Raw genomic sequence first — 25766 nt, forward strand, 5'->3', positions numbered from 1 at the left:
TGAATTTATTTCAGGGTCCAGCCGAGCCTTGACTCTCTTGCGCTGGATACTGAAACAAGTTCAGTATGACGACAACGGCAACAACGGATCCCCGACAGAAACACTCGGGGATGACAACAAAAGGCAAAGGCTGTTATAAAATTGGGGGTCATTCTGAACTTGTTTCAGAATCTACATCTTGGGTAGTTTATTAAACAAAGGAAACAATACACGCAAATACAACAACACAATCGGTAGATCCTGAACTAAATTCAGGATGACCTCCTTTTTTCCAAAGTCGTCATTCCCGAAAGTCGTAGTCGGGAATCTGCCGTTTTACTTTTTTAATAAAAACAGATCCCCGACAGAAACGCTCGGGGATGACGGCAACGACAACAACAAACGACAGATCCCGGATAAAAACACTCCGGGATGACGACACCCTAGCAGGCGGCAGATTTTCCACTCTCTTTTGATTAATGGAGCCACACTGTTTTGGCAATGTCGCAACCAAACGAAACAACAATAAATAAAACAAGACCGTTATAAAAATTAGGGGTTATTCTAACAGCGACCCGCTAGGGTGCGGCCCGCAGGGTTTCAGGATGACCCCTGCTTTGAAAACGACGCAAAAACGCCCCGGGCAAAAACCCGGGGCGTTTACATTTTATCAACACAAAGTAAACCTAATTTCCGGTTACGCTAATCGTTTTCCATTTGCCCAGCCACACGCGCCATACCATCAGCACGGCCGTCAGCGCGGCGTAAAACGTCAGCCAACTCCACACCCAGAACACGGACAACTGCCACTTATATACAATCAGCCACGTCCCGGGGATTAACAACCCCCACGCGCAAAAGAGCATTACAAACATATAGAACTTGGTGTCGCCCGCCCCGCGCAGGGTTTCGCCGAAAATCAGATAAGTAGCGTCAAACAGCACAAAGCAACTCATCAGTTTCATAAGCGGATAGGTTTTAGCGGCAATTTCCGCCGCATTGGGCGAGCCAGCCGGAACAAACAAGCCGACAAAGAACGGGGCGAAAAAGAAGAACACGACCCCTACCGTGCCCGCATACAGGTAGCCCAATTTGCAAGCGTTTTTAAGCACCTTTAACGTCAAATCCGGGCGTTTTAAACCTTGGTATTTGCTCGCCAAAATTTGAATACCCATCCCCAGCCCCAAAATAACCATAAACACCACGGGCTGCATAGACATTACGATATTGCTCGCTTCCAAGGACAGCACATCAATACTGCCCACCATAAACGTAAACAGCGTAAAGGATAAAATATCCATTAAAAAGCCGAACCCGTTGGGCAGGCCAAAGCGCACCAAGCGCGCAAACACAGGTTTATAAAACCCGGCTAAGCGCGTTATTTTAAACTCGCGGCGAATTTTGCCCGCGCAAATAAGCGTCGTGTAAATAAGCGTCATTGCGCCGCAACCGATAATCGTCGCCCACGCCGCGCCCATAATGCCCATTTGCGGGAAGCCCAACTTGCCGAAAATCATAATATAATCCAGCACAATGTTTACGATGTTCCCGACGAGCGAAGTCCACATCGGCACCTTGGTTTTGCCGCGTCCGCTAAAAAAACTGGCCAGCGCACTGTTAATCACCGTCAGTCCGGCGAACAAGTTTAACAAACTAAAATATTTAATTTCCAACACGCGCACGGACATATCGTGCCCAAAGGAGTTTATCAGTCCCACGCCAAGCGGCGTAAACGCGGCCAGTAACACGGACGACAACACCGCCAGCAAAATCCCCTGCCATAAGGATATGGTAACCGAGGCATATTTCTTTTTGGCGTAATACTGCGAGATAAACACGCTGGTATAACTGGCAAGCCCCATAAACATAGAGGAAAACGTCATCGCCAGTACGCCCGCGGGCACGCAAGCCGCCAAGGCCTCGTGCGAATACCAGGACAAAAACATCCGGTCCGCAAATTGCATAATTACCTGCGCGGCCATTGTAACAATAAGCGGGTAGGACAAGTGCCACAACTCGCTAAGAGAGGCCTGCGCATACGTCTTTTTCATTTATTTCACACTCCGCAAACAAACGACAAAAAACCCCGCCGCCTTACGGCCACGGGGTTTATAAAGTCTTTCAAAAAATTACAGTTTGACGACTTTAACGGCTTTCGGGCCTTTTTCAGATTCTACGACTTCAAATTCAACTTCTTGACCTTCGGCCAAGGTTTTGAAACCGTCGCCCTGAATTTCCTGATAGTGTACAAAGAGATCTTTAGAACCATCTTCGGGGGTTACGAAGCCGTAACCTTTCTGGTCGTTAAACCATTTAACTTTTCCTTTAGGCATTTTACTTGTTACTTCCTTTTATAATTTACGGGTACTTAAACTTAATAAGTACCTACAACTATTATACTATAAATTAGGAAAAATGGTGCAAATATTCTTAAATATTTTTTTGGCGGTGCAAAAGGGGTATAATTATTTTATGAAATTAATGGAGGCCGTTCCAAATTTTTCCGAGGGCCAACGCCCAGACGTGATAAACACTATCGTTCACCGGGTGGCCGCCGCTTCGCGCGCCAAGGTGCTAAATGTGGACGCCAACAAAGACGCCAACCGCACAGTGCTGACATTAGCGGGCGAACCGGAAGAGGTGCGCAAAAGCGCATTTGCACTTTTTGAAGCCGCTTGCGACTTACTGGATATGCACACACACCACGGCGCGCACCCGCGCTTAGGGGCGGTGGATGTGTGCCCGTTTGTGCCAATCTCCCAAATGACCTTACAGGAAGCCGCAGATGAAGCACACAAACTTGGGCAGCAGGTGGCTAAGTTAAATATCCCCGTGTATTTTTACGAGGAGAACGCAACCACGCCAGAGCGGAAAAACTTGGCCTATTTAAGGCACGGAGAATACGAAAGTTTACCCGCCAAATTAAGCGAACTTCCCCCCGATTTAGGCCCAGCGGAATTTACCGCAAGCGTCGCCAAAACGGGTGCAAGCGTTATCGGTGCACGCCACTTTTTACTGGCGTACAACGTTTCGTTAAACACCACAGACACGGCTCCGGCCAAACAAATTGCCTCGCTCCTGCGCGAAAAAAACGGCGGATTAAAGGCCGTCAAGGCCATCGGCTGGCTGATGCCCGGCTATCAGGCCGCACAGGTATCCTTCAACTTAACAGACTTTAAACAAACAGGTATGGCAGACGTATTTGAAGCGTGCAAGCGCGAGGCCGAAAAACGGGGTCTATCCGTAACCGGGAGCGAACTCATCGGGCTGGCCCCATTGGACGCCTTGTTGCAAGCGGGCCGATTTTACACACCCGCGGAAAGCGACGAAACCGCCCTCATTAATGCGGCCATAGAAAAGTTAGGGCTAAACCTAGTCCGCCCGTTTTTCCCCCGTAAAAAAATTTTGGAATACCGCTTATCGGACGAAAAAATATCCCGCTAATCACGGGATATTTTTTATTTAACAGCAAAGTTTTTGCCACAACTCCACATATTTGGCGGGCGGAATTTCCTCCGGCCGCGCCGTCGGTTTAACCTTACAGGCGGCTAACACATCCGTTATCTTTTGCTTGTCGTACCCGGCCAACGACCAAGAATTAAACAAAGTTTTGCGCTTGTGCAAAAAGGCCACGCTAACCAATTTTTTAAAAGACGGCCACTTTTCGGCGGGAACCAACCGCGTGCCCGGGCGCATAAACGCCAGTACCACACTTTCCACCTTGGGCGGCGGATTAAAGCATCCGCGCCCCGCCTTGCAAATGGGGCTAATCTGCGAGCGCAGTTGGCTAAAAACGGATAAGGGACCATACCCCTCTTCACCTGCGCGGGCCCGGATACGCTGGGCCTGCTCTTTTTGAAACATAAACACCGCCGCCTGAAAGTGCGGGCAGCCCAGCACTTTATCCAAGATATCCGCCGCATCAATATACGGCAAATTACTGACAAACAGCGTAGGACGCGGGGCCAGTTTTTCCAAATCGGCCTGCAAAAAATTCTGCCGCAAAATGCTTACACCCGCCGTTTTTGGCAACGTCTTTTGCAAATAGGCTTCCATTTCCGGGTCAATTTCCACGACGGTAAAATTTTTACACCCGCGGTCAATTAATCGCGTGGTAAGCGCCCCCTTGCCGGGGCCGATTTCCACCAGATTTTCGCTTTTTAACAGTAAGGCCGCATCTATAATTTGGTTAATTACGTTCTCGTTAATTAAAAAATGTTGTCCGTATTTTTGCATATTACTCCGCCAATACCTTTAAATTCCGCGCGGCAATTTTGTTTTTGGGGTCCAAACGCAAAGCGCGCTCGTAATGCGTGCGGGCTTCATCGTCCTGCCCCGCCACCACAGAGGCCGTGCCTAACCCCAGCCACGGCAGTTCATCCTGAGGGCTTTTGTTTTGCGCAGACAAAAACGCCTGCTTGGCTTGCGCGCTGTTTCCCCGCGCCAAGGCGGCCACGCCCGTTAAAAGTTCGCACAAATTTTCAGCCGCACACACGGGCAAAGACTCCTGCAATTCTGCCGCCGCGTCATCTACGAAAAAAATCCAAGTCCGCCCCATTACCCACAGGCCCATATCGTTGCCCACAATGCGCGGGTCGTACACGGCCTTGGGCGCGTTTAAATTGTTCTGCGTAAGGGCCGCGGGCGAAGCAAAATCCACCGTCCGCCCCTGCATAGACAAATTAACGTTATACTTTCCGCTTCCCTCGGCTACCGCCTGCTCCAAGCCGGAAATCAAATTATCAATTTGCTGTTGGCGTTCCGCGGCGGAGGCTTCGGGCAAGGTAAACATCCGCTTAAAGGCACGGGGCGAAAGGTTATCCGGCGCGGCACTTTCCGCGCGCAAGGTTTGGTAGGCCTGTTCAAAGGTTTGCCCGCGACGGCCCGCGCTTTTGGGAGCGGACGAAACGGGGTTATATTCCAAGGAAACCTCAATATTTACCGCCTTGGAAGCAGACACCTTTTCAAGGCCTATTTTAAAATCTTCAATCTGCTTTTTAAAATCCTCCGCCGCCCGTCCGCTTGCACGGTACACAGCGTTTAAGGCAAGCCCCTCCGACTTAAAACGGGTAATGGAAAATGCTTCTTCCAGCACTTCGCGCGCCTTTTTTTTATCCCCTTGTTTGACGAGCAAAAACGCATAGCGCAGCCGCGCCACATAATCGCCGGGCTTGGTGCGCACGGCCTTTTTGTAATATTTTAGGGCTTCCTGCGGGTGGTTTAATTTTTCTTCCAACGCGCCCAAACTTAACTGGGCATCCTCATACGACGGGAACAGCCTCAACGCTTTTTTAAAGGACGCTTCGGCCTGCTCGTCTCTGCCCATATTTTCATATAAAGTACCCAACTGGTAATGGTACAAGGGCTCCTGCGGGGCCAGTTCCGCCGCGCGGCGGAAATGCTCCAAGGCCTTTTCCCAATTTTGTTCCACCGCATAAGTGGAACCCAAATTCATATGCGTATCGGCTTTGTTTTCGTCTAGTTCGTTGGCCTTTAAAAAGTATTCCTGCGCCTGTTTTACGTCTCCCTTCCACCCGGCGGCAATGCCAAGCAACTGGTATGATAAGGGATTTTTGGGGTCTAACCGTTGCGCTTCTTTATATTCGCTAATGGCGTCCTCCACCTTACCGCTCCAATAGAGCGAGGCCCCCAACAGCAAATACGGCAATGGCGATTTGGCGTTTTTGATAACGGCGCGCGCAAAACTGTCCGTGGCTTCTTTATAGCGCGCCTGGCTCATTTCGCCCATACCGCGCCGCATATCCACCGCCGATTGTTCCAACATCATACGGTCCCACACGGTTTGGGAATAATCGGTTTTAATCTCCTGCTTGCCAAATGAAAACGGGAAGAACGCGTGCAACGGCCCGGCGGGCAAAATAAATATCCCCGCCGTAAGTAAAAAGGGTATAAAAAACCGTTTGGGCTGCATATGTATATGATAAATAAAAAACGGGGGCTTGGGCAAACGTTAGCGTCCCAGTTCGCGGCGCAGGGTTTGGATGCGTTCTTGGATATAGTTGGAAGCGTCAACAGACAGCGGAGAATTTTTGCCTTGCACAATGTGCATTGAAAGAGCGCGCTCAAACCACAAGAGCGCCTTGGAATCATCCTTGGGCACGCCGTCGCCAGCCTGGTACATTTCCGCCGCTTGCAACATTACGCCGCAATCTTCGCCTTTATTGGCCATTACCACCGTCCATTTAAAGGCCAAGGGATAATATTCGCGTCCTTCCTCTTGGTAGAGCATCAGCAGGCGGTAGCGGGCTTCTTCGTCGCCGTTGGAGGCCAAGCGGTCCCATTGTTCGTACAAGGCACGGCGGCGCGCTGCAAAGTCAAAAAAATGCTTTATTTTATCCCACCAGGTGTGCAAAGTAGCAAGTTGCATTTCGTTCTCCTTGTAGATATTGTACACTATATAAAAATATTTCGCTAGGGAGAATACGCTATGCTCCGCCTTGATACGACACCTGTTAAAACGCTCCTTTCCAAGTCCAAAATCGCCGGGTTTGATTACGCCATAAACCCGTATGTCGGCTGTCCGCACAAATGTATTTATTGCTATGCGGAATATATGCGCAAATTCAGCGGCCACAGCGAGGAGTGGGGCGAATTTTTAGACGTAAAACAATGTGCCGTACCGCTAAAACCGGGCAAACTCTTCCGCACCCGCGTAATGTTAAGTTCGGTAACGGACCCGTATAATCCCTACGAAAAGGAATACGAACTCACCCGCAACATCATCAAGCAACTGGTCTATTGCCAAGCCAAGGTGTATATTCTTACCAAATCAGCCCTCGTCGTGCGGGATATAGATTTGTTTAAGCAACTCTACCAATGCGAGGTGGCCCTGTCCTTTTCGTCCGCAGATGAGGGTTTTAGACAAGCAGCCGAGCCCGGTGCTTCGCCTGTGGCTGACAAAATAAACGCCTTAAAAACCTTGCACGGGGCGGGCATTTCCACCGCCGTAATGGTGGCGCCGCTCTTTCCGGGCATTACGGACTGGAAGCAAATTATCACCCTAACTAAACCTTATGTAAACCGTTACGGGTTTGACAGTTTGAATATGCGCCCGGCCTTCCAGCGCAAGGTAATGGATTTTGTGGAAGGGCACTACCCCGACGCCTTGCCGCTAATGGGCGATATTTACATCAAGCAAGACTCGTCTTATTGGACGAAACTCGCCAAAGAGATTACCGACTATTGCCACGAACAAAAGGTGCGAGCGGACATTTTCTTTGGCTCGTTTCCCTCTTATTCTAGCGAGTAGCATACTACCAAAAAGCCCCCGTTAAACCGGGGGCTTTTTCGTCCGTTAAATTTCGTCATTGGGCGGGTCGTCAAAACCGAGTTTCCACGTAATTGCAAATCCGGCCAAAAGCGCGCACAAAAAGCCTACGCCGTAAAAAATAGCGCTGTGCAAATTGGATAGCGCAAGAAACAGCACCACCCCCGAAACGCCAAACGGGATAGCGGACGTAACGTGGCAGGCCGCAATCACGGCTCCGCCGACAGCCGCCCCCAGACACGCGCCGATAAAGGGTTTAAAAAGCGGCAAGGTTACGCCGTAAATAAGCGGCTCGCCAATGCCCAACAGGCCCACAGGCAAAGCCGTTTTAACAATCGTTTTTAAGCGCGTGTTTTTGGTCTTTAAAAGCACCGCCACCGCCGCGCCCACCTGCCCGGCCCCGGCCATACATAAAATAGGAAACAAGGGGTTCATCCCCAGCATATCCACCAGTTGTTGGTGAATCGGCACTAAACTTTGGTGTACGCCCATCATCACAAGCGGCAAGAAGGTTCCGCCCAGGAGAGCCCCCGTCAGCCAGCCGCCGTGCGACAAGGCCTTTTGCGTAAACAGCGCGAGCCAGTCCGACAGTTCCCCCGCCACCGGCTGGATTAACGCCAAGGATACAAAGCCCACCACCAAAATAGTAAGCGTCGGCGTGATAAACATTTCCCAAGTGCCGTTAATAAAAGAGCGCAAGCGTTTTTCAAACCAACTGCCCGCCAAGCATACCAAGAGTACAGCAATTACGCCCCCCTTGCCCGGCATTAGCGGTGCGCCAAAGAGCGTAATTTTGGCAAGCGCCGGCATATTCAAAATACCCGCAAACGCCACGCCCAAGGCCGGAGTGCCGCCAAATTCTTTATTGGCGTTATACCCCACCACCGCATTTAAATAGAAGAAAATCCCCTGCCCGAACACCGCCAGCAAGCCCGCGGCGTTGGGGCTGTCCGCCAGCACGGTTTTAGCCAAAATATTGCTAATCCCCAACAGTAACCCACAGCCGATATACGCCGGAATCAGCGGCAGAAAAATATTCCCCACCACCGAGCAAGCCTTGCTTAGCCAACTGGAATAGCGTTTGCGCACGGCGGTTTTGTTTTCCTGTACGTCTCCCACCGCAGGAGCCGGCTCCTCTTTGGCCGGGGCTTGGTAGGCGGTATTGGAAAGCGGCGCAAAGGGATGGCGTTCCTGGAAGTAAGATGCCAATTTCCCCGCCGTAGAAGGCCCCACAATCAACTGGTGCTGTACGCCCGAATAAAAGTAGCCCGCCACATCCGGCACGTTACGCAGGGCTTCGGCCTTTACCAAGGTTTCATCCTTTACGGTAAAGCGCAGGCGCGTCATACAGCAGCCCAGCGTGGCGATGTTATCCGCGCCGCCGGCGGCCTTTAAAATTCCCTCATACATATTTTTCAAATCGGCAGGCATTTATTTTTCCTCCGTAGAAATAAAATCCCATTGGTTTTGTTTGGCGTTGTAACGCTCCATACGCCCGGTGTTAATATGGAAATACATCCCTTCCAAATTTAGGCCCCGCTCTTGCACGGCGGACGACACACACGGAATTTGTTTTAAATGGCCCAACTGGTCCAGTACGTTATTTTTAATGGCTTCTTCCAGCGTGGCCCCGCGGTACGAGGTATGCGTGCGGTCCAGCCACGCGCGGATTTCGGGCGTTAATTCCTCTAAATGTTGGAGTTTGGCGACGGCATTACAATCGCTATGACCTAAAATCACAATGTTTTGCACCTTTAAGTTTTCCACCGCAAAGCGCAAGGATGCCATCATAGAAAAGTCCTCTTGGTCAATTTGGTTGAGCATATTGCGGTGTACGCAAATATGCCCGTCGTTGGTATTGAAGATAGCCTCGGGGCAGACGCGGCTGTCAAAACAACTGACAACCATTGAGTGCGGCGCCTGCGTATTGGCGATTTGCTCGGCGTGGATAGCACAGAAACCGCGGCGGACCGGGTCCCCGTTAAAAAAACGGCGGTACCCTCCCACCAACTGGCGGAGCCCGTTATTGGGATAAGTAATCAAATTCATACTTATATTGTAGCAGTTTAGAATTGCCCTGCGCGCACCTTGCAGGCCGCAGCCTGGCGGGCGGCACCCTAGCGGGCCGCCATTTTAAGGCCGTCATTCCCGAATGTCGTAGTCGGGAATCTGTTTTTGCCGTGGTTGTTCTCTTACGAAACGACAGATCCCCGACTAAATTCCTCGGGGATGACGACAAGAACCAAAACGTACTCAAATAAGCAAGGCTACTTAACAATGGTCCAGCGGTTGCCGCTGCCCACTTCGGCGCCTAAGCGTTTACAAATGTTTTGAGCAAATTCCCGGTCTGATGCGTTGGAGGAGTCTGTACCGCACACGATATTTTCCCGCCCGGCGGCTTGGCTGACGGCGTAGCGGTAAGCCAGCAAATACGGCTTTTGTTTGTGATACGCCGCTACGGAAATATTCGTAATAGCATAGTTAAAATATTGGCTTTGCGGAACTTTAATATCCAAATCCTCGGGGTCAGTGGCGTATGAACCGTTTGCCATATAATACACCTCTTCGGCGTCGCGGAAGGTCTTTAAAACGGCGAGGGCTTCGCTGGCGCGGGATTTTTCCACCGCCCAAGTATATTGCGGCAACGCCACCGCCGCCAAAATACCGATAATGAGAACAACGACTAGCAATTCAATTAAGGTAAACCCGGCGGTTGCCGTTCGGAAAGTATTAGCCGTGCGGCCACTTGTTGTTAAGTCGTCATCCCGTAGTGTTTGGCGGCCCGCAGGGTTACGGGTTCTGTTGTCATTATTGTTGTCATTCCCGAGTGTTGTAATCGGGAATCTGTCGTGTTTCTTTTTTGATAACAACGGATCCCCGACTAAATTCCTCGGGGATGACAACAACGACAAGAATAACCTATTCATAAATCCTTTCATTTTTTCTCCTTTTAAGGCCTTTATATTTGAGCAAAACGGCCTTTTATACGCGTTTTTATACGGCAGATACATCCGGGTACGCCAACCGCAATTTATTAAAATTTTAACAAAAAAAAAAAACGGAACAACCCCTTTACAGTAAACGGCGCAACAGCAACGACAGAAAGCCCCAAAAGTAGATCCTGAAACAAGTTCAGGATGACCTCTTTTTTTTAGAAAGTCGTCATTCCCGAAGGTCGTAGTCGGGAATCTGTTTTTGCCGTGGTTGTTCTCTTACCAAACGACAGATCCCGGATAAAAACCTTCCGGGATGACGACACCCTAGCAGGCGGCAGATTTTCCACTCTCTTTTGACTAATGAAGCCACACTGTTTTTGCAAGGTCGCAAACAAACGAAACAACAACAATAAATAAAACAAAGGCCGTTATAAAAATAGGAGGTCATTCTGAACTTGTTTCAGAATCTACCGATTGTGTCGCTAGTCGTTGTCGTCATCCTGGGAAGTCGTAGTCCAGGATCCGTTGTTATTAAAAAAGTGGAAAACGACAGATACTGGAACACTCCGCGCCGGCAAACCTTCCAGTATGACCTTTGTTGGATAACGACACACCAAACAACCCATAAGGTAGATTCTGAAACAAGTTCAGAATGACCGCTAATTTCATAAGAAGCCCTTTTCTCCCTTGTCATCCCCGAGGAATTGGCTTTCCCCGGGGTTATCAAAAAATTGCCGCTATTTTAATTTAATGGGTAAGTGGCCTTTGGCCGGACGCAAGCCGAGCAAAATTTCCGCCGCCACCCGCGCCGTATCCGCCGTAGGGCCATATAAGGCTATCACCGTTTTTGCCTGCGGGTAAAGCGCAATTTCGTACGGGTTCAAAAGCGACACCAGCGCCGCGGGCTGATTATTTTGCGCCGCCAGTTTGAAAAGGTCCTGCACCAAGGCATATTGCTTTTGGTCCATTACGCTCGTGCGGCTGGTACTCAGCAAAACTACGTCCGCCCCGTCCATACACGCGCGGGCCGCCTGTTCGTCCGTATTTTCAGGCGTGCGGGGTGCATACACCGCCTGCACTTGCGGCAAATGGGTGGATAAAGTATCCGTAAACGCGCGCAGTTGCAAACTGAAAATGCCGTCAGCAAACAGCACCGCGCAAACCTTTTTATCTTTAAGCGGAAGCAAATTTTGCCCGTCGCGCACCAAGGTTACTCCGGCTTCGGCGGCCTGTTTGGCTGCCTTATCAAAGCCAGTATCCGTGGCAACGGCGCGGCTTTGAAACAGCCCCAATCGTTCCTTTAATTGTAAAATTTTCCCGGCCGATTCGCGCACAAATTCGACAGACACCGCAGGTTCCGCCGCCAGTTGTGTATATTCCACATAATCGGCGGCGCGGCCCGGATAAGTGCGGGCGGTTTTTACATCGCGGATATCCCCGCTTAACAGCAACAAATTGTTCCCCGCGCCATACGCCCGGCGGACAATTTCTTCCACGCCAACGCCCTTTACGGCGCCCATATCCAGCCCGTCCGTGGCAATAATGCCCTTAAAGCCCATTTTTTCGCGCAGAAGTCCCTTTAAAATCTTGGCGGAAAAGGAAGCGGTATTTTCGTCATCCAACGCCGGATAAACGACGTGCGCGCTCAATACGCCCGTGCCGCCCGCCGTGATAGCAGGCTGAAAGGCGGAAATATGCGTCTGCCACAGTTCTTCCGCGGGCAGAGCCGTTACGGGTTGCTCGTAATGGGAATCGGACGATGTATCCCCGTGCCCCGGGAAATGCTTGGTAAAGGACGGCACCCCATTATTTTCAAGCGCATTAGACGCCACCCGGGAAAAGCGGCCAACGTCGGCGGAATTATCCCCAAACGAGCGCGTTTGGATAATCGGATTAAGCGGATTAGAATTGACGTCCGTAACCGGGCCCAAGGCCGTATTGGCGCCGGAGAGCAAAATTTCCTTGGCCTGCGCGGCGTACATATCCGCCACTACTTTTTCATCGCCCGAAGCCGCCAAAAGCATATTGGACGGCATTTGTTTCAGGCCCATAAACATCGGCGAAGTAACCGTTCCCCCCTCGTAATCCACGGCCAGCAAAAGCGGAATTTTGTGCGGACTTTCGGCGGCCCATTTGTTTAGGTCGCGGATGGTTTTTTCCAACCGTTTGCGCTGTCGGGCGATAAAGCGCGCCTGGTTTTTAACGGTAATTTTGGGGTGCGTAACGGCGCCCTCTTTGGCTTTGATAAAAAACCCCGTAACCTCGCCGTTTAGCACGGCCTTTTTGAAGGCTTTTTGCTCGCCGATTAACACGCGGGGCATAATGGTTTGGCCCACTTGCTCGCGCAAGGTTAAATCGTCCACCGTCGGAACGGGGATTTCCACCCCGGCTTTACAACGGCCCGTATTGGCGCAGTCTGCCGTCAATGCAGAGTCGCCCCACACCGGGGCCGTAAACAAAAAAGCAAAACACAAAAAGAGATATTTTTTCATACTTGTATTATACACAAAAACTACCGGGGCCGCTTTTCCACCCGGCAGATAGCCAACTGAGGCGAATAAATCGTCCAGTTCGTCATAAAAGGATGACAATTTTCCAACTTGCCCTGCAAACCAAAGCGTTTGAGGGCGTTATCGTTGACAAGTTCCGGCCAGTCAATAGACACCAGATAAATGGGGCCGTCGTGCGCGGCAATTTTTTGGCGCTGTGCCTCTTCAAAATGATAACGCAAATACTGGGGTTGGATGTTATTGCGTTTGGCGGCGCGCTCCTGCTCGTGCAGCGGGTAATCCTCCGGGTGGTATAAAAATCCGCCCATATAGATAGCCTTGGGGTTTAACAGCGGGGCTAAATACGAAGAAGGCAAGTGCATAAAAAACACCAAGGAGTTATCCTCTATTACGGGTTTTTTGTCAAATACCACAGCCTGCTTAAAATATTCCCCGTGGCGCCAATCGGGCACTTGGTATCCCAAGGCAAGCACAGCTAGTAATCCCCACGCTAAATATGCCCCCCAGCGCCCACGCACCAAGCGGGCAATAAAACCCACCAAGATAAGCCCGCTTAATACTTCCAGCACCGCCGCATAGCGCAAAATAGAAAATTGGGTCAGCCATAAAATATAGGCTACCGCAAAATACACCCCTATCACCGTAAAAATGCGCCCAAAGGCCATCTTCCGGCGCAAGAACAAGAACACACTTACCGCCAAAGCCACCAGCCCAGCGGCCAAGCGCATATCCTGCACGGGGACCTCGGTTACCAAAGCGGCAGGGCGAACCACCCAATAAAAAGGGTAAAACAGCCATTGCACAAGCGTTTTTGGGAAAAACCGCGTTTCCGTTACAAAAACAGGGTCAAAATACGGCGAGTGGAACAGTTGGTTATAGTATGGGAAAACCGGGTTGCCGTACAGGGAATACCATTTCCATAAAAAGTACCCGTCCGCCAACAAAAACCCAGCCGCCCCGCACACGCAAAACCACAGCAAGTTTTTCACCGGGTGCGCCTGTTGTTTCCAGCACAACAGGAACCCCGCCAAAAGGGCCACCGCATACGGTGCAGACGTTAATTTTAGCCCGGTAGCCAGTCCGGCCAAAAAGGCCGCCCCGTACACCGCACGCACGGAAAATTTGCCCTGCACAAAGCGCACTAAAAACCACAACGCCCACACATTTAAAACAGCCAGCGGGATTTCGTTTGTCGTCATCCCGATTTGGGACATTACCCCCGCCGCCGTTACTCCAACAGCCGCCGCCGCGGCAGACAACGCGCGAGGGTATGATGTTTTAGCAAACAGTTCCTTGGCTAATAAATATACGGCCCACGCCAACAGCCCATAGGGAACCCCCATAAAAAAGGCTATCACGCGCGGATAATAAAAAAAGCATTTAAAGAGAAGATAAAAATAAACATCCGGCAAGGGATTTAAACAGGAGTGCACGCCGGCAGCCATAAAGTCCTGCCCGATTTTCCCGTTTAAAAAAGCAAAGGGGTTATACAAATGGTAATTGAGCAAGTCCCAATTTACATCCTGCCCCACAAATACGCTGTACAGGCCGCCCAGCGCCATTAACAAAACAGGCGGCAAAACCACACGCAACAAGGGATTAATCTTCATTGCAAAACCGGTATTTAAGCAAAGCAAACAGGTGGCGGAAGCCGTCCTTAATCGGGCGCAAGTGGGGTTTATGCGAGGGGTGCGCCGGACGCAGGGAAATGAGGATTTCCATATACCGCCAACGGTGTTGGCCCGCGCGCAAAAGCATTTCGCTGGCGAACTCCATACCCGGCTGTTTCAGGCGCAATTCTTCGTACTTACTGCGCTTTAACGCCCGCATTCCGCCGTTGCAGTCATAGACGGGAATCGGGTATAAAGCCCGCAACACAAAGGACAAAAAGGGCGTGCCAAACCAGCGGTTGAGCCAAGGCATCGCCCCCTCTTGCAGGGTATTATTTAAGCGGTTACCCAGCACCAAATCGGCCTGGTTATTAAGAACTGGCGTAATAAAGCGGGCCAAATCACAAAATGGATAAGAGCCGTCCGCATCGGCAAATACCACGGCTTGCCCGCGGGCGGACAAAATACCCGCATTGAGCGCCGAACCGTAGCCGCGCTTGGCCACCGACACCACCCGCGCGCCGTGTTCACGCGCAATCTGCGCGCTATTATCGGTAGAATTGTTATCGGCCACGACTATTTCATACGGCAAATGCAGGGCGTCGGCCGCTTGGCGGATTTCCTGCAAGCAACCCGGCAGAGAAGGGGCCTCGTTCAAACAAGGAATTACTACGCTAAATATTGGTTTTTCATCGTTCATTTCAAGGCCTCTTTATTAGGATTACTTATGTTACTCTATCATAAATACGACGAAAAGACAACCCTCTCCGAATAATAAAAAACCCCGGGCGGTAAAACCCGGGGTCTTTTCTATATCAAATACAGGCTTATTTAAGCAAGTTCGTCAAACTGTAAGATTTTACTTCCTCTTTCATTTTGGCGATTACTTCGTCCACCGTCAAGGGCTGCGTGTTTTCGCCGCCCTTCAAGCGGATAGTCAACTTGCCCTCGGCCGCTTCCTTCGCGCCGATAATGGCGGTGTACGGAATACGCTGCATATGCGCTTCGCGGATTTTCAAGCCCAGTTTTTCGGGTCTGATATCCAGTTCGGGGCGCAGGCCGGCTTCGCGCATTTTGGCGGCCACTTCTTTGGCGAACGGAATTTGGTCGTCGGTGAGTGTTAAGAGTTTAATCTGCACCGGGGCCAGCCAGAGCGGGAACCACCCGGCGTAGTGCTCAATAATCACGCCCGTAAAGCGTTCAATGGAGCCGAACATCGCGCGGTGGACCATAATCGGGCGTTTGCGGCCTTCGGGGGCCACATATTCCAAATTAAAGCGCTGGGGCAGGTTGAAGTCAAACTGAATCGTGGACAACTGCCACAGGCGGCCAATAGCGTCCATAACCTTAATATCAATCTTGGGGCCATAGAAGGCGGCTTCGCCCGCGTGGGTGGTATAAGGAATATGGTTCGTTTCCAACACGTGCTTCAAGGCGTTTTCGGCGCGTTCCCAATCGGCCACGTCGCCCGTGAAATGTTCCGGGTGTTCGGGGTCGCGGGTGGAAAGTTCCACGGCGTATTTTTCAAAACCAAAGGTCTTAAAAATATGCATTGCAAATTCAAAGCATTGTTTAACTTCGTCTTCCACTTGTTCGGGCGTGCAGAAGATGTGCGCATCGTCCTGCGTAAACCCGCGCACGCGCAACAAGCCGTGCAAGGCGCCGGAGCGTTCGTAACGATATACCGTGCCCAATTCGGAAAAGCGCAACGGCAAGTCGCGGTAACTTCTCAAATGAGTGTTATAAATTTCCACGTGGAAGGGGCAGTTCATCGGTTTAATTTGGTATTTTTCGCCGTCCACTTCCATCGGGTGGAACATACTGTCGGAATAGAACCCGGCGTGTCCGCTGATTTCAAACAAATGCAGACGCGCGATATGCGGGCTGACGACCAAGTCGTAACCGCGTTTTAGGTTCTGTTCTTTAATCCAGTCTTCCAAGATTTTGCGCAGCATACCGCCCTTGGGGTGCATTAAAATAAGCCCCGGGCCGACGTGGTCGTTAATGCTGAAAAGGTCCAATTCCGGCCCCAATTTGCGGTGGTCGCGTTTGGCGGCTTCTTCCTGCTGCTTTACATAGGCGTTGAGTTCGTCCTTGGTGTTAAAGCACAGGCCGTAGATGCGTTGGAGCATCGGGCGTTTTTCGTCCCCGCGCCAATACGCACCTGCGATAGTGGTAAGTTTAAAACTGTTAATTTTGCCCGTGTGTTCCACGTGCGGGCCGCGGCACAGGTCGGCATAGTCGCCGTTTAAATAGACGGTAATTTCTCCGTCCGGGAGTTCTTCCAAAAGTTCCAATTTGTACGTTTCGCCGCGTTTTTCAAAGAAGGCTTTCGCTTCGGCCTTGCTCATTTCCTTGCGTTCAAAGGGTTGGCGGGCCTTGATGATTTCCTTCATCTTGGCTTCAATAGCCTTTAAATCCTCGGGCACGAACTGGTGGGGGCAATCAAAATCGTAATAAAAGCCGTTTTCAATAGCCGGACCGATACCTAATTTTGTACCGGGGAATAACTGCTGCACCGCTTGCGCCATTACGTGCGCGCAGGAGTGGCGCTTAATCTGTAAGTCGTTATTTTCCATACTGGTTTGCGCTATGGCTCTGCCGGCCACAACGACCGGGCCAGAAGCCAAAGGTCCTCAATTAAGATATAATAATTATATCAAATTGAGAGGAACACGAACGGATATGGACGTAATAAAAAAATACCTTTTCTCCCCCTTTAAAAACGATTGGAAACTCCTGCTTTGCTTATCAATACCCGCGCTTTTGTTGGGCGCGTTCGGCTTAAACCAACTGGGCCGGATGACAACCGCCAATTTACTGGCGTTGGAAGGCGTTAAACTGGCGTGCGAATTTTTATTTTTGGGAGCCTTATTATCCCTGTTGCACCTGTTGGGCGTAAAAAACAAGTGGGTGCTGGCGGCTGTGGCGTTTGTGTATTATTTGACGATGACCGCGGACCTTATTTTATTGTGGTACTTTAAAGAACGCTTCGGCGCCAAGTATTTAAACACAATGGAGGGCGGCGATTATGACTTCTTAAAGGATTGGCGCGTAATCTCCTACTTTTTAGTATTGGCGGCCTTTTGCATTTTTGCGGCAAAAAGATATTTCCAAAAGTCCACGCGCAAAACCGCCATTAGCCGCTTGGCGGTATGTCTGCTGGGGCTTGGCTTATTATATACGGCAAACCCGCTGAAATTACTGCCGCGGCCCGACAATTTTTATACCTCTTATCTGGTGCCGCCGTCTGTCGTCTATACGGTTAATGCCGTGCTGGCCAAGCGCCCGCAGGCCCACCAAGAAGATTCTTTATCCGCCCCGTTAAAGGAACTGGCCCAAGAGTACAATGTATTTTCGGCTAAAAATACGCCCGCGGGCAAAAAATATACGCGCGTGATTTTGATAGCCTCGGAATCCCTTTCTAACAAATACCTGCACCGCGTAAACGGTAAAATCCCCCCGCAGGCAAGCGCACCCTTGGATAAATTAATGGCAACCTATCCAGCAGCGTCCTTACAGCACGTTACGCTCTCCACGCTCTACGGGCTGACGGTCATTTTTACCTCGCACCCATACGCGCAACTGGCGTACGAAAACGGCTATCCCGTTTCGTTTGTAAAGGAACTTAAAAAGCAGGGGTTTCATACGGCTTTTTTGCGCGGGGCCAACGAAACGTATATGGACGAAAATATTTTGTTCAAACAAGCCGGGTTTGACGAAGTTATCGGCGCCACTTATTTTGAAACGCGCCCCGAATACAAGGAATACATTGATTGGTGGGGCTTAACGGACCGCCAACTTTTTAAATATGCGGGCGAATATTTGCAAGAACACCAAAAGGAGCCGCTTTTTATGACGATCCTTACCGTAGATTCGCACGTTCCGCTGGGGCGCCTAGACTATTTGGGGCAGGAATATGAGGAAATTGACGCGGAATTTTATAATATTCCCACCTTGCCGCGCGCCTTTGCCCGCTTTGGGCAGGACGTGAAACGCTTTTTGGCGGATTTAAACAAGCGCGGGCTGTTTGACGAAAACACGCTTATTTTGGTAACGGCAGACCATCCGTCCTACTCCAACACGCCGACAAATAAACTGTTTAAACCGTACCAAGCGGAGTTTGATAATTTGCCGTTTATCATTATTACCAAAACGCCGATTAAAGCCCCGCTGGCGGACAATAAACTGATTTCCCAACTGGATATTGCGCCCACGGTGCTGGACTTATTGCAAGTGGAACCGCCGAGCGGATTCTTCGGGCATAGTTTGTTTGACACCGCGGCCCGGCGCAGTATTTTTGACATCAAAGAGGATTACGCCGTTGTAACCACCGACAAGGAAAAGCGCGTTTTCCCCTTGAACTCACAGGACGAAAAGGATAAGGCGTTAATCCATCTGATGACGACCTTTTTGGTAAAGTAAAAATCTTTTTTACAACAACGACTAACAACAGATCCCGTAACCCTGCGGGCCGCCAAACACTACGGGATGACCTCTTTATTTTTACTATGAGTCTTTTTTCCTTGTCATTCCCGAGCGCCGTAGTCGGGAATCTGTTGTTCGTCATTGTTGTTCTCTTACGAAACGACAGATCCCCGACAGAAACACTCGGGGATGACAAACACGACTAACAACCAACGGACAGGGCGCGCAAAACCTCGGCACACACACTACCAGGGGAACCCCTCTTAAAAATCAACAGCCCCCGGCGGAAATGTCCACCTGGGGCTGTCATCTATAAAACCCACTTATTAGGATTTTCTTTTCTAATCGTTGTCTGGCTCAACGTCTCCCCTATTACCGCCGCCGGCGCTATCGGTAACATCCCAACCTTGGCCTTTCAAGCCCATACAAACGGCTTTTCCTTCTTTGTCGTAAAACTCACACTCGCGTTCCCATTTTTGTCCACGTGCTCTCTGTCCGGACAACTCGTAACTGCCAGTATTACGATAGGCACTCCAATTACACCAACCAGCGTAACACCACACGTCATAAGAAAAATCCTTTGACTCACACCTATCAGCGCCAGCAGCACACTTCAAAGCGGCTTCAATATCAATATTTAGTTTACCACTAGCAGAACCACTTACTTTTCCAACCAGTTCCACATTTCCGCTGGTCGGATACCCTTTTTCCAGTACATAAACATCCGTAGCACGCTCCGCCTGGGACATCAGCGTAACCACTTCCGTGGCGCGCGCTTTTTCCACCGCAGCCGTGTATTGCGGCAATGCCACTGCCGACAAAATGCCGATAATGAGCACCACTACCAGCAGTTCAATTAACGTAAAGCCCTGTTTCATAATGTCTCCTTTAAATTAAAAAGTCCTACTCTCCTAGTATAGCAATTTTGGCGCAAGAGGCAAGGCCTTTTGGTGTGTCGTCCTAAACGACGGGAAATATGCTAAAATAACAATGTGTATTTATATCTTTAATTGGAGGATTTAACCTATGGAAACGACAGCCCAGGGTGGTGGAATGTTCTTCTGGTTTATTCTGCTCGCTTTTGCGTTTATCGTTATTTTTCTGCCGGCCCGTTCGCAGAAGAAGCGTGAACAAGAATTAATGAGCAAAATTAACGCGCTGCAAAAAGGCGACCAGATTATCATCCCCGGCGGGATTATCGGCACCGTGGCGGGTTTTAAAGACAACGCGCTTGAAGTAAAAGTAGCGGAAAATGTAAAACTCACCGTGCTGAAAACCGCCGTCGTCGGACTTGTAAATGACGTACAACCCGCAGCCAAAGAAGGAGGCGCAAAGTAATGTCTAACAAATTAGCCGTAAAATGGGGACTTATCATCGCCATTTTACTGGGGTCCTTGTATTTAATTTACCCCAACTACAAGTGGTACTCTAAACCGCTGGCCGAGCGCGAAAAACTGGATACGCTTGGCGAGCGCCCCAAACGGATGCTGAACTTGGGCCTGGATTTAAGAGGCGGTTCCAGTTTGTTGTTGGAACTGGACGTATCCAAGTTGAGCGCCAAAGAACCTTTAAACGAAGCGATGGCCCGCGCGGTGGAAATTATCCGCAACCGCATTGACCAGTACGGCTTGGCCGAAACCCAAATCACCCGCCAGGGCGATAAGTGGATTATGGTGCAACTGCCCGGCGTTTCTAACCTGCAGCGCGCGGAAGAACTTATCGGCAAAACCGCTATGTTGGAATTCCGCATCGTAAAGAACGATACCTCGGCCGCCCAAAAAGCCATTGAAAAACTGGAAGCCACCGATAAGCCGTTTGACGATAACGGCCTTGTCCTGCCCGAAATTGCCAAATTGGTGCCGGAAGGCTACCAAATTATGCGCAATAAAGACGGCGGGTACAGCGTGGTTACCGCCAACGCCACCGTTACCGGTGCGGACTTGGAAAACGCCCGCGTAGTAATGATGGGCGAAAACGGCTACCCCGAAGTTTCCTTTACGTTTAACGCGGAAGGCAGCAAAAAGTTCGGCCAGTTGACCGGCTCCAACATCGGCAAACAATTAGCCATTGTGTTGGATAACACCGTTCAATCCGCCCCCGTGGTGCAATCCCGCATTACCAAAGACGGCCGCATTTCCGGCACGTTCACGCCCGAAGAGGCACGCTCCTTGTCTATTGTGTTAAAGGCAGGCGCGCTCCCGGCCCCGGTAAAGGTAATTGAAAAGAAGACCATCGGCCCGACCTTGGGCGAAGACTCTATTAAATCGGGTCTGTCGGCTTCCTTCTATGCGTTTGTCATCATCTTGCTGTTTATGGCGGTGTACTACAAGGCGGCCGGTGTCATTTCCGACATTGCCCTCTTGCTCAACTTCGTGTTCACCGTGGCGATTATGAGTTACTTCTCCGCCACGCTTACGCTGCCCGGCATCGCGGGTATGATTTTGTCCTTGGCTATGGCTATTGATGCCAACGTACTGATTATTGAGCGTATGCGCGAAGAAAAAGCCCTCGGCAAACCCGTGTACGAAATTATCAACCTGGGTTACGACAAAGCCTGGTCCGCCATTTTTGACTCCAACATCACCACCATTATCGTGGGTGCGTGCTTGCTGCAATTTGGCACCGGCCCGGTAAAGGGCTTCGCCGTTACGCTTATTATCGGCTTGGTAGTCAGTTTGTTTACGGCCGTGTTTGTTACGCGCGCCATTTATGAACTGGTGCTTACCACCAACACCAAGGAGATCAGTTTATGATGCACTTACTTCCTAAAACAAACATTGATTTCCTTAAATTTAGAAAAGTATATTTCACGCTCTTTGGGCTGTTGCTCTTGGGCGGTGTGATTTGCTTCTTCACCAAAGGATTCAATATGGGTATTGATTTTACCGGCGGCACGATGGTGCAGGTAAAATTCAACGCCCCCGTGGAAATGGCCGACATCCGCGCCGCGCTTACGCAGACGGGTGCCAATTCCGAACTTCAATCGTTCGGCGACCATGCCTTCGCCATCAGCGAAAAAAGCACCTCCGATGAAGTAGGCGTGGTTCAAGCCCGCATTGAAAAAGCGCTTGATACCTTAAAAGTGCCCTACTCCGTCTTGCAGACCAACTCCGTCGGCCCCGCCGTGGGCGAAAATATGACGGAAAGAGCCTTGTGGTCCGTGCTTTTGTCCTTGGTGTTTATCATCATTTATGTAGCGTTCCGTTTCAGCAACATTTTGTGGGGCGTATCGGGCGTAGTAGCCTTGTTCCACGACTTGTTTGTAATGGCGGTGGCGTTTTCGCTCACCCAACGGGAAATTGACCTCGTGGTCGTGGCGGCCTTCTTAACGGTGGCCGGGTTCTCTATTAACGACACGATTGTTATTTTTGACCGTATGCGCGAAAACTTCCGCCTGCACCCCAAAATGGACTTCGGCCAAGTTATCAACCTGTCCATTAACGAAACGCTCTCCCGCACGATTATCACCACCTTAACGGTGCTGTTTGCGCTCGTGGTGTTGTATTTCTTCGGCGGAGAGGTGATTAACTCCTTTGCGTTTGCTATGCTGGTGGGTTGTATTGCGGGTGTATATAGCACCATCGCCCTTACGACCCCCTTGGTGTACGCTTGGAACAATGGCGAAAACAACGACGGCAGCGATTTGAAGAAATCCGCCGCCAAGCCTGCCGTAAAGGCCGAAGCGGAAGCGTTTGTAAAAGAGCAGAAACCTGCCAAAACCATTACCAAAATCAAACGCACCCGCAGAAGCAAAAAATAAGTCTTTTAGGGAGTTCCCCGCTTGGGGAACTCCCTCGTTTTACACGGTCATCCGGGCTTCCGGGTTACGGTGCCAAACGGTAAGGAATTATATGAGAAAAATAAAACGCTTTAAAATTGCCCCCCGCCAACGCGAAATTTTGCGCCGTTTACTGCGCGAACTGCCGCTGTTGCGCCGCGCTGGATTTACGAGCGAGGCGGAAGTTTCGGCGTTTATTTTATCCATTTTTAAACTGTTGGACCCGGGCGTAGTGTATGAATTTAACCAAGACGCGCACTGGGAACTGGACGACGAAAGCGCTATCCACAAGGAAATGTTCAGCGCCTGCGCCGTAACCTTAGGGGCCAAGGCGGAACCCTTTTTAGCCGCCATTACCAACGAGGACCGCAAGACCGCCGCAATGATTGTTTTACTGGAATTTTTAAAGAGTGCGGTATCCTTTGTGGCGGACCTGGTTAAAGAGCAGGCCGAAAAAGAGGAGTGCGAAACGCAAGAGGTTCAATTTGTCTATTTGCCCCCCTTTGGCTTGGCTATGGCACCCAAACTGCTGCGCGAAGCCGCCCGCTTGGAAGCGCCACTTGCGCAAAAGGCCTTGCCTGTGATTTTGGAAAAATTAAGCGCGGAGAAAATTGACCTTGCCGCCAACGAGGGAGCCTTGTCCCCCTTTATGTCCGCTGTGTTTTTGGTCCCGTGGCAAAAATCCCGCAAAAAAGGTAAAAAATAATGTTTCAACCCACTTCGTTAGAAAAGAAAAAAATCTCTTGGAAGCACGTCATCGGCTCCACCTTGGCGTACTGGTACACCCTGTTTTTAGGCTGGACGACAAAAATCTATTGGTTCAAGAGTGAGGAAGCCCTGAAATTTGACCGCGAAGGCCAAAACTATATTTTCGGTGTTTGGCACAATCAGCAGTTGTTTTTGCTTTATCCCTACCGCGGGCAAAAAATTTGCGCTTTAATCAGTTTAAGCGACGATGGAGAATACATCGCCCGCTGTCTGCCCCATTTTGGGATGAAGGCCGTCCGCGGCAGCACCACGCGCGGCGGGGCCAGAGCCCTTATTAAACTAAAAAACATTGCCGAAGCAGGGTATCACCCGATGCTCACGCCGGACGGTCCGCGCGGGCCAATTTACAAGGTCCAGCACGGCATTTTGTTCTTGGCGCTCAAAACGGGTCTGCCGATTATCCCGGTGGGGACGGCGCTCAGCCATAAAATAAAGGTGGGCTCGTGGGATAAAATGCGCGTACCGCTTCCGTTTGGAAAAACGGCACTTACCTATGGCAAAGCGGTTTATGTCCGCTCTGATGAGGAAATGGAGTCCGCCGCGGCCGAATTGGAAAAGCAACTCAACTGGGCGACGGACCAATCGGAACGGTTTATTAATAAAAAACCCTTTGACCCGCTAAAACCGTAAAATAAGATTTTGAATAATATAACTCCGCCCCGGGATATATCTCCCGGGGCTTTTTTATACAACGAACACAACTTTTTCAGCAGAACCTTTCCGGTTGTGTCATCCCAAGCGTGGACCTGGGCTTATTTTATTCTGGATTCCGGCACCTTGCTCGTATTAGGACCGCACCTTTCAGGCCACACCCTAGCGGGCGGCAGATTATCCAAGCCCTTTTGATTTATTGGACAACACTCTTTTTGTAATGTTGCAAACAAAAGAAAAACAACAGATCCCGGATAAAAACCTTCCGGGATGACGGCAAAAAGTGATACCACAAAGCCGTTATAAAAATAAAAGTCATCCTGAATTTATTTCAGGATCTACTAATTGGGTAGTGGTTGTTTATAAAAATAAAGGTCATACTGGAATGTTTCTGTCCAGTATCTATTCCTTTTTTACTAACAACAGATCCTGGACTACGACCTTCCAGGATGACGGCAACGACTAACGACACGATCGGTAGATTCTGAAACAAGTTCAGAATGACCCATTATATCACAATCCAAGAAATCCGCCCCGGGATTTTACATCTCCTGGGGCGGATTTTTATTACCAACCTGCTTTATAACAATTCAAATCACACAAACGGGTAACAAGCCGTAAGTTACATTGTGCAATTCCGTTGTACTGGTCCCAAATGCGGCATTGGCTTATTTGGCAAATCTGGACACAAGACTCAGCCCCACCACAAGTACCGTCGCTTGGGCAAACCTTTTCTATTGCTTTCCAACTAACATTTGCTGGGCCATTGGCCACTGGATAAAAACCGTTGCTTTGTCCATTAGGAATATAAGTCAAACAATTTAAAGGCTGGGCCCCCGTTGCATCGCTTCCATCTCCCGCAATCCATAAATCACGTTCAGACGCTGTTCCTATGACATTAGCCCCAGCGTAATAGGCCAAATCACTCACATTTGGATAGACCGTATTTAGAGGGCCATTATTATCCGTACCGTTTTGGCGCTCGCAGGTATAACACGAGGTATTCTTCATAAGTTCAAACGCATTTTGTCCGCGCTTGGTGTAAATCTTATCCGCATAATAACAGCAAGAAGTTACATTATTCAGCACGCAGTTTTCGTATTCCGTAGAATCCTGATCATAAGACGAGCACGCAGGACATCCACTAAATGGCGTTTTTTCCGCTTCCCCGCAGGCTAAATATACTTCCTCTTTATTCTTTAATTTGAGTTTCTGCCAACTCATTGTTTCACCACTGCAAGCCGGGAATTTGTAGCCAAACAAATTTAACTCGCTCAAATACATATTGTCCGCTTGAAGCGTATAGCCTTGCTTATAGTTTCTTACGCGCAAATTGGTTTCAAAATCAAAGTCCGCTGTGCCGTTTCCACTGCCGATAACAGCCGTAGCACCCACAATAGCAGGGGCGTCGTTAAGTTCCAGTTTTCCCCCCGCTATTTTTAACAAATTATTTACGCGCAAGGATTTACCTGTATTAAAGCCCTCGTCTGTTGTGCAGCCCAAATTCATTTGGCAGGCGGACGTTAAACCGATGTCCATTTGCTTGGTTACATCTACTTGGCTGTATGCCACATATTTGACGGGAAAATACGTTACCATTGTCATTTTATTGGCACCTGCGGCCATAGAGGCAGTAGAGACCAATAAAGAACACAACCCTATAAATAATTTTTTCATTTTTTCTCCTTGTTTAGGCCTTTATATTTGAGCAAAACGGCCTTTTATACGCGTTTTTATACAGCGTATACATCCGGTTACGACCACTGCTATTTATCAAAATTTTAACAAAAAAAAAAAACGAAACAACCCCTTTAAAAA

At 49.9% G+C, this 25766-nt stretch carries 24 protein-coding genes; 10 read left to right on the forward strand and 14 right to left on the reverse strand.

Annotation, left to right across the window (positions count from 1 at the left end; all coding sequences use genetic code 11):
• Nucleotides 1-665: 665 nt before the first annotated feature.
• Together ACR0QV_RS07240 and ACR0QV_RS07245 are read right to left on the reverse strand one after the other, a co-directional pair.
• Nucleotides 666-2030: an MATE family efflux transporter gene (locus ACR0QV_RS07240; protein ID WP_432635826.1), complete on the reverse strand. Its 1365-nt coding sequence runs from the start codon at nt 2028-2030 to the stop codon at nt 666-668.
• A gap of 78 nt (nt 2031-2108) precedes the next feature.
• Nucleotides 2109-2312 carry a cold shock domain-containing protein gene (locus ACR0QV_RS07245; RefSeq protein WP_087288232.1) on the reverse strand — a complete coding sequence of 68 codons (204 nt, stop codon included), beginning with the start codon at nt 2310-2312 and terminating at the stop codon, nt 2109-2111.
• A gap of 139 nt (nt 2313-2451) precedes the next feature.
• Between ACR0QV_RS07245 and ftcD the strand changes: the two genes are divergently transcribed.
• Nucleotides 2452-3423 (forward strand): glutamate formimidoyltransferase, encoded by a 972-nt coding sequence (gene ftcD / locus ACR0QV_RS07250; RefSeq protein ID WP_432635829.1) that lies wholly within the window; start codon nt 2452-2454, stop codon nt 3421-3423.
• A gap of 18 nt (nt 3424-3441) precedes the next feature.
• Here the strand turns inward: ftcD and rsmA are convergent, their stop codons facing one another.
• From rsmA to ACR0QV_RS07265, 3 genes are read right to left on the reverse strand one after another with little or no spacing between them, the layout of a single operon-like run.
• Nucleotides 3442-4215 carry a 16S rRNA (adenine(1518)-N(6)/adenine(1519)-N(6))-dimethyltransferase RsmA gene (gene rsmA, locus ACR0QV_RS07255; protein WP_432635831.1) on the reverse strand — a complete coding sequence of 258 codons (774 nt, stop codon included), beginning with the start codon at nt 4213-4215 and terminating at the stop codon, nt 3442-3444.
• A gap of 1 nt (nt 4216) precedes the next feature.
• A complete protein-coding gene (locus ACR0QV_RS07260) occupies nt 4217-5911 on the reverse strand; it encodes a tetratricopeptide repeat protein (protein ID WP_432635833.1) in 1695 nt (564 codons plus the stop codon).
• A gap of 39 nt (nt 5912-5950) precedes the next feature.
• The gene (locus ACR0QV_RS07265) at nt 5951-6367 is read right to left on the reverse strand and encodes a hypothetical protein (RefSeq protein ID WP_428054708.1); all 417 of its coding nucleotides are present in this window, start codon (nt 6365-6367) and stop codon (nt 5951-5953) included.
• A 60-nt stretch (nt 6368-6427) separates the two neighbouring features.
• On the opposite strand from ACR0QV_RS07265, the gene ACR0QV_RS07270 reads away from it, so the two are divergent.
• Nucleotides 6428-7249 carry a radical SAM protein gene (locus ACR0QV_RS07270; RefSeq protein ID WP_432635835.1) on the forward strand — a complete coding sequence of 274 codons (822 nt, stop codon included), beginning with the start codon at nt 6428-6430 and terminating at the stop codon, nt 7247-7249.
• Between the two features lie 45 nt (nt 7250-7294).
• Here the strand turns inward: ACR0QV_RS07270 and ACR0QV_RS07275 are convergent, their stop codons facing one another.
• Nucleotides 7295-8698: a PTS transporter subunit EIIC gene (locus ACR0QV_RS07275; RefSeq protein ID WP_432635837.1), complete on the reverse strand. Its 1404-nt coding sequence runs from the start codon at nt 8696-8698 to the stop codon at nt 7295-7297.
• The gene (locus ACR0QV_RS07280; RefSeq protein WP_432635839.1) at nt 8699-9316 is read right to left on the reverse strand and encodes a carbonic anhydrase; all 618 of its coding nucleotides are present in this window, start codon (nt 9314-9316) and stop codon (nt 8699-8701) included.
• 23 nt (nt 9317-9339) lie between these two features.
• On the opposite strand from ACR0QV_RS07280, the gene ACR0QV_RS07285 reads away from it, so the two are divergent.
• Entirely contained in the window at nt 9340-9528 is a 189-nt protein-coding gene (locus tag ACR0QV_RS07285) for a hypothetical protein (RefSeq protein ID WP_432635841.1), read from the forward strand.
• A gap of 6 nt (nt 9529-9534) precedes the next feature.
• On the opposite strand, the gene ACR0QV_RS07290 is transcribed toward ACR0QV_RS07285, so the two are convergent.
• The 5 genes from ACR0QV_RS07290 to thrS all read right to left on the reverse strand — a co-directional run bounded on the left by ACR0QV_RS07290 (nt 9535) and on the right by thrS (nt 16902).
• Complete coding sequence (locus tag ACR0QV_RS07290; RefSeq protein WP_432635843.1) at nt 9535-10206, reverse strand: type IV pilin protein; 672 nt, start codon at nt 10204-10206, stop codon at nt 9535-9537.
• Nucleotides 10207-10940: 734 nt separating this feature from the next.
• Nucleotides 10941-12695, reverse strand: coding sequence for a glycoside hydrolase family 3 protein (locus ACR0QV_RS07295; protein ID WP_432635845.1), 1755 nt, complete (start codon nt 12693-12695; stop codon nt 10941-10943).
• Nucleotides 12696-12715: 20 nt separating this feature from the next.
• Nucleotides 12716-14323 carry a glycosyltransferase family 39 protein gene (locus tag ACR0QV_RS07300; protein ID WP_432635847.1) on the reverse strand — a complete coding sequence of 536 codons (1608 nt, stop codon included), beginning with the start codon at nt 14321-14323 and terminating at the stop codon, nt 12716-12718.
• Nucleotides 14313-15023: a glycosyltransferase family 2 protein gene (locus ACR0QV_RS07305; protein WP_432635849.1), complete on the reverse strand. Its 711-nt coding sequence runs from the start codon at nt 15021-15023 to the stop codon at nt 14313-14315. Before ACR0QV_RS07305 ends, ACR0QV_RS07300 begins: the two co-directional genes overlap by 11 nt.
• A 127-nt stretch (nt 15024-15150) precedes the next feature.
• The gene (gene thrS / locus ACR0QV_RS07310) at nt 15151-16902 is read right to left on the reverse strand and encodes a threonine--tRNA ligase (protein WP_432635851.1); all 1752 of its coding nucleotides are present in this window, start codon (nt 16900-16902) and stop codon (nt 15151-15153) included.
• A gap of 106 nt (nt 16903-17008) precedes the next feature.
• On the opposite strand from thrS, the gene ACR0QV_RS07315 reads away from it, so the two are divergent.
• Together ACR0QV_RS07315 and ACR0QV_RS07320 are read left to right on the forward strand one after the other, a co-directional pair.
• Nucleotides 17009-18748 (forward strand): LTA synthase family protein, encoded by a 1740-nt coding sequence (locus ACR0QV_RS07315; protein WP_432635853.1) that lies wholly within the window; start codon nt 17009-17011, stop codon nt 18746-18748.
• An 86-nt stretch (nt 18749-18834) separates the two neighbouring features.
• Complete coding sequence (locus ACR0QV_RS07320) at nt 18835-18957, forward strand: hypothetical protein (RefSeq protein ID WP_432635855.1); 123 nt, start codon at nt 18835-18837, stop codon at nt 18955-18957.
• A 135-nt stretch (nt 18958-19092) separates the two neighbouring features.
• Here ACR0QV_RS07320 and ACR0QV_RS07325 read toward each other — a convergent pair whose 3' ends face one another.
• Nucleotides 19093-19629: a pilin gene (locus ACR0QV_RS07325; RefSeq protein WP_432635857.1), complete on the reverse strand. Its 537-nt coding sequence runs from the start codon at nt 19627-19629 to the stop codon at nt 19093-19095.
• Nucleotides 19630-19777: 148 nt separating this feature from the next.
• On the opposite strand from ACR0QV_RS07325, the gene yajC reads away from it, so the two are divergent.
• From yajC to ACR0QV_RS07350, 5 genes are all read left to right on the forward strand, one after another.
• The gene (gene yajC / locus ACR0QV_RS07330; RefSeq protein WP_428053616.1) at nt 19778-20089 is read left to right on the forward strand and encodes a preprotein translocase subunit YajC; all 312 of its coding nucleotides are present in this window, start codon (nt 19778-19780) and stop codon (nt 20087-20089) included.
• Nucleotides 20089-21504, forward strand: a complete 1416-nt coding sequence (secD, locus tag ACR0QV_RS07335; RefSeq protein ID WP_432635859.1) for a protein translocase subunit SecD — start codon at nt 20089-20091, stop codon at nt 21502-21504. Before yajC ends, secD begins: the two co-directional genes overlap by 1 nt.
• Complete coding sequence (secF, locus tag ACR0QV_RS07340; protein ID WP_432635861.1) at nt 21501-22511, forward strand: protein translocase subunit SecF; 1011 nt, start codon at nt 21501-21503, stop codon at nt 22509-22511. Before secD ends, secF begins: the two co-directional genes overlap by 4 nt.
• Nucleotides 22512-22602: 91 nt before the next feature.
• Complete coding sequence (locus tag ACR0QV_RS07345; RefSeq protein WP_432635863.1) at nt 22603-23235, forward strand: hypothetical protein; 633 nt, start codon at nt 22603-22605, stop codon at nt 23233-23235.
• Nucleotides 23235-23927 carry a lysophospholipid acyltransferase family protein gene (locus ACR0QV_RS07350; protein ID WP_432635865.1) on the forward strand — a complete coding sequence of 231 codons (693 nt, stop codon included), beginning with the start codon at nt 23235-23237 and terminating at the stop codon, nt 23925-23927. The genes ACR0QV_RS07345 and ACR0QV_RS07350 overlap by 1 nt, the downstream gene beginning before the upstream one ends.
• A gap of 588 nt (nt 23928-24515) precedes the next feature.
• Here ACR0QV_RS07350 and ACR0QV_RS07355 read toward each other — a convergent pair.
• Nucleotides 24516-25625 carry a hypothetical protein gene (locus ACR0QV_RS07355; protein ID WP_432635867.1) on the reverse strand — a complete coding sequence of 370 codons (1110 nt, stop codon included), beginning with the start codon at nt 25623-25625 and terminating at the stop codon, nt 24516-24518.
• Between the last annotated feature and the right edge of the window lie 141 nt (nt 25626-25766).

This window comes from Candidatus Avelusimicrobium sp. (assembly GCF_050873505.1).
Classification (GTDB): domain Bacteria; phylum Elusimicrobiota; class Elusimicrobia; order Elusimicrobiales; family Elusimicrobiaceae; genus Avelusimicrobium.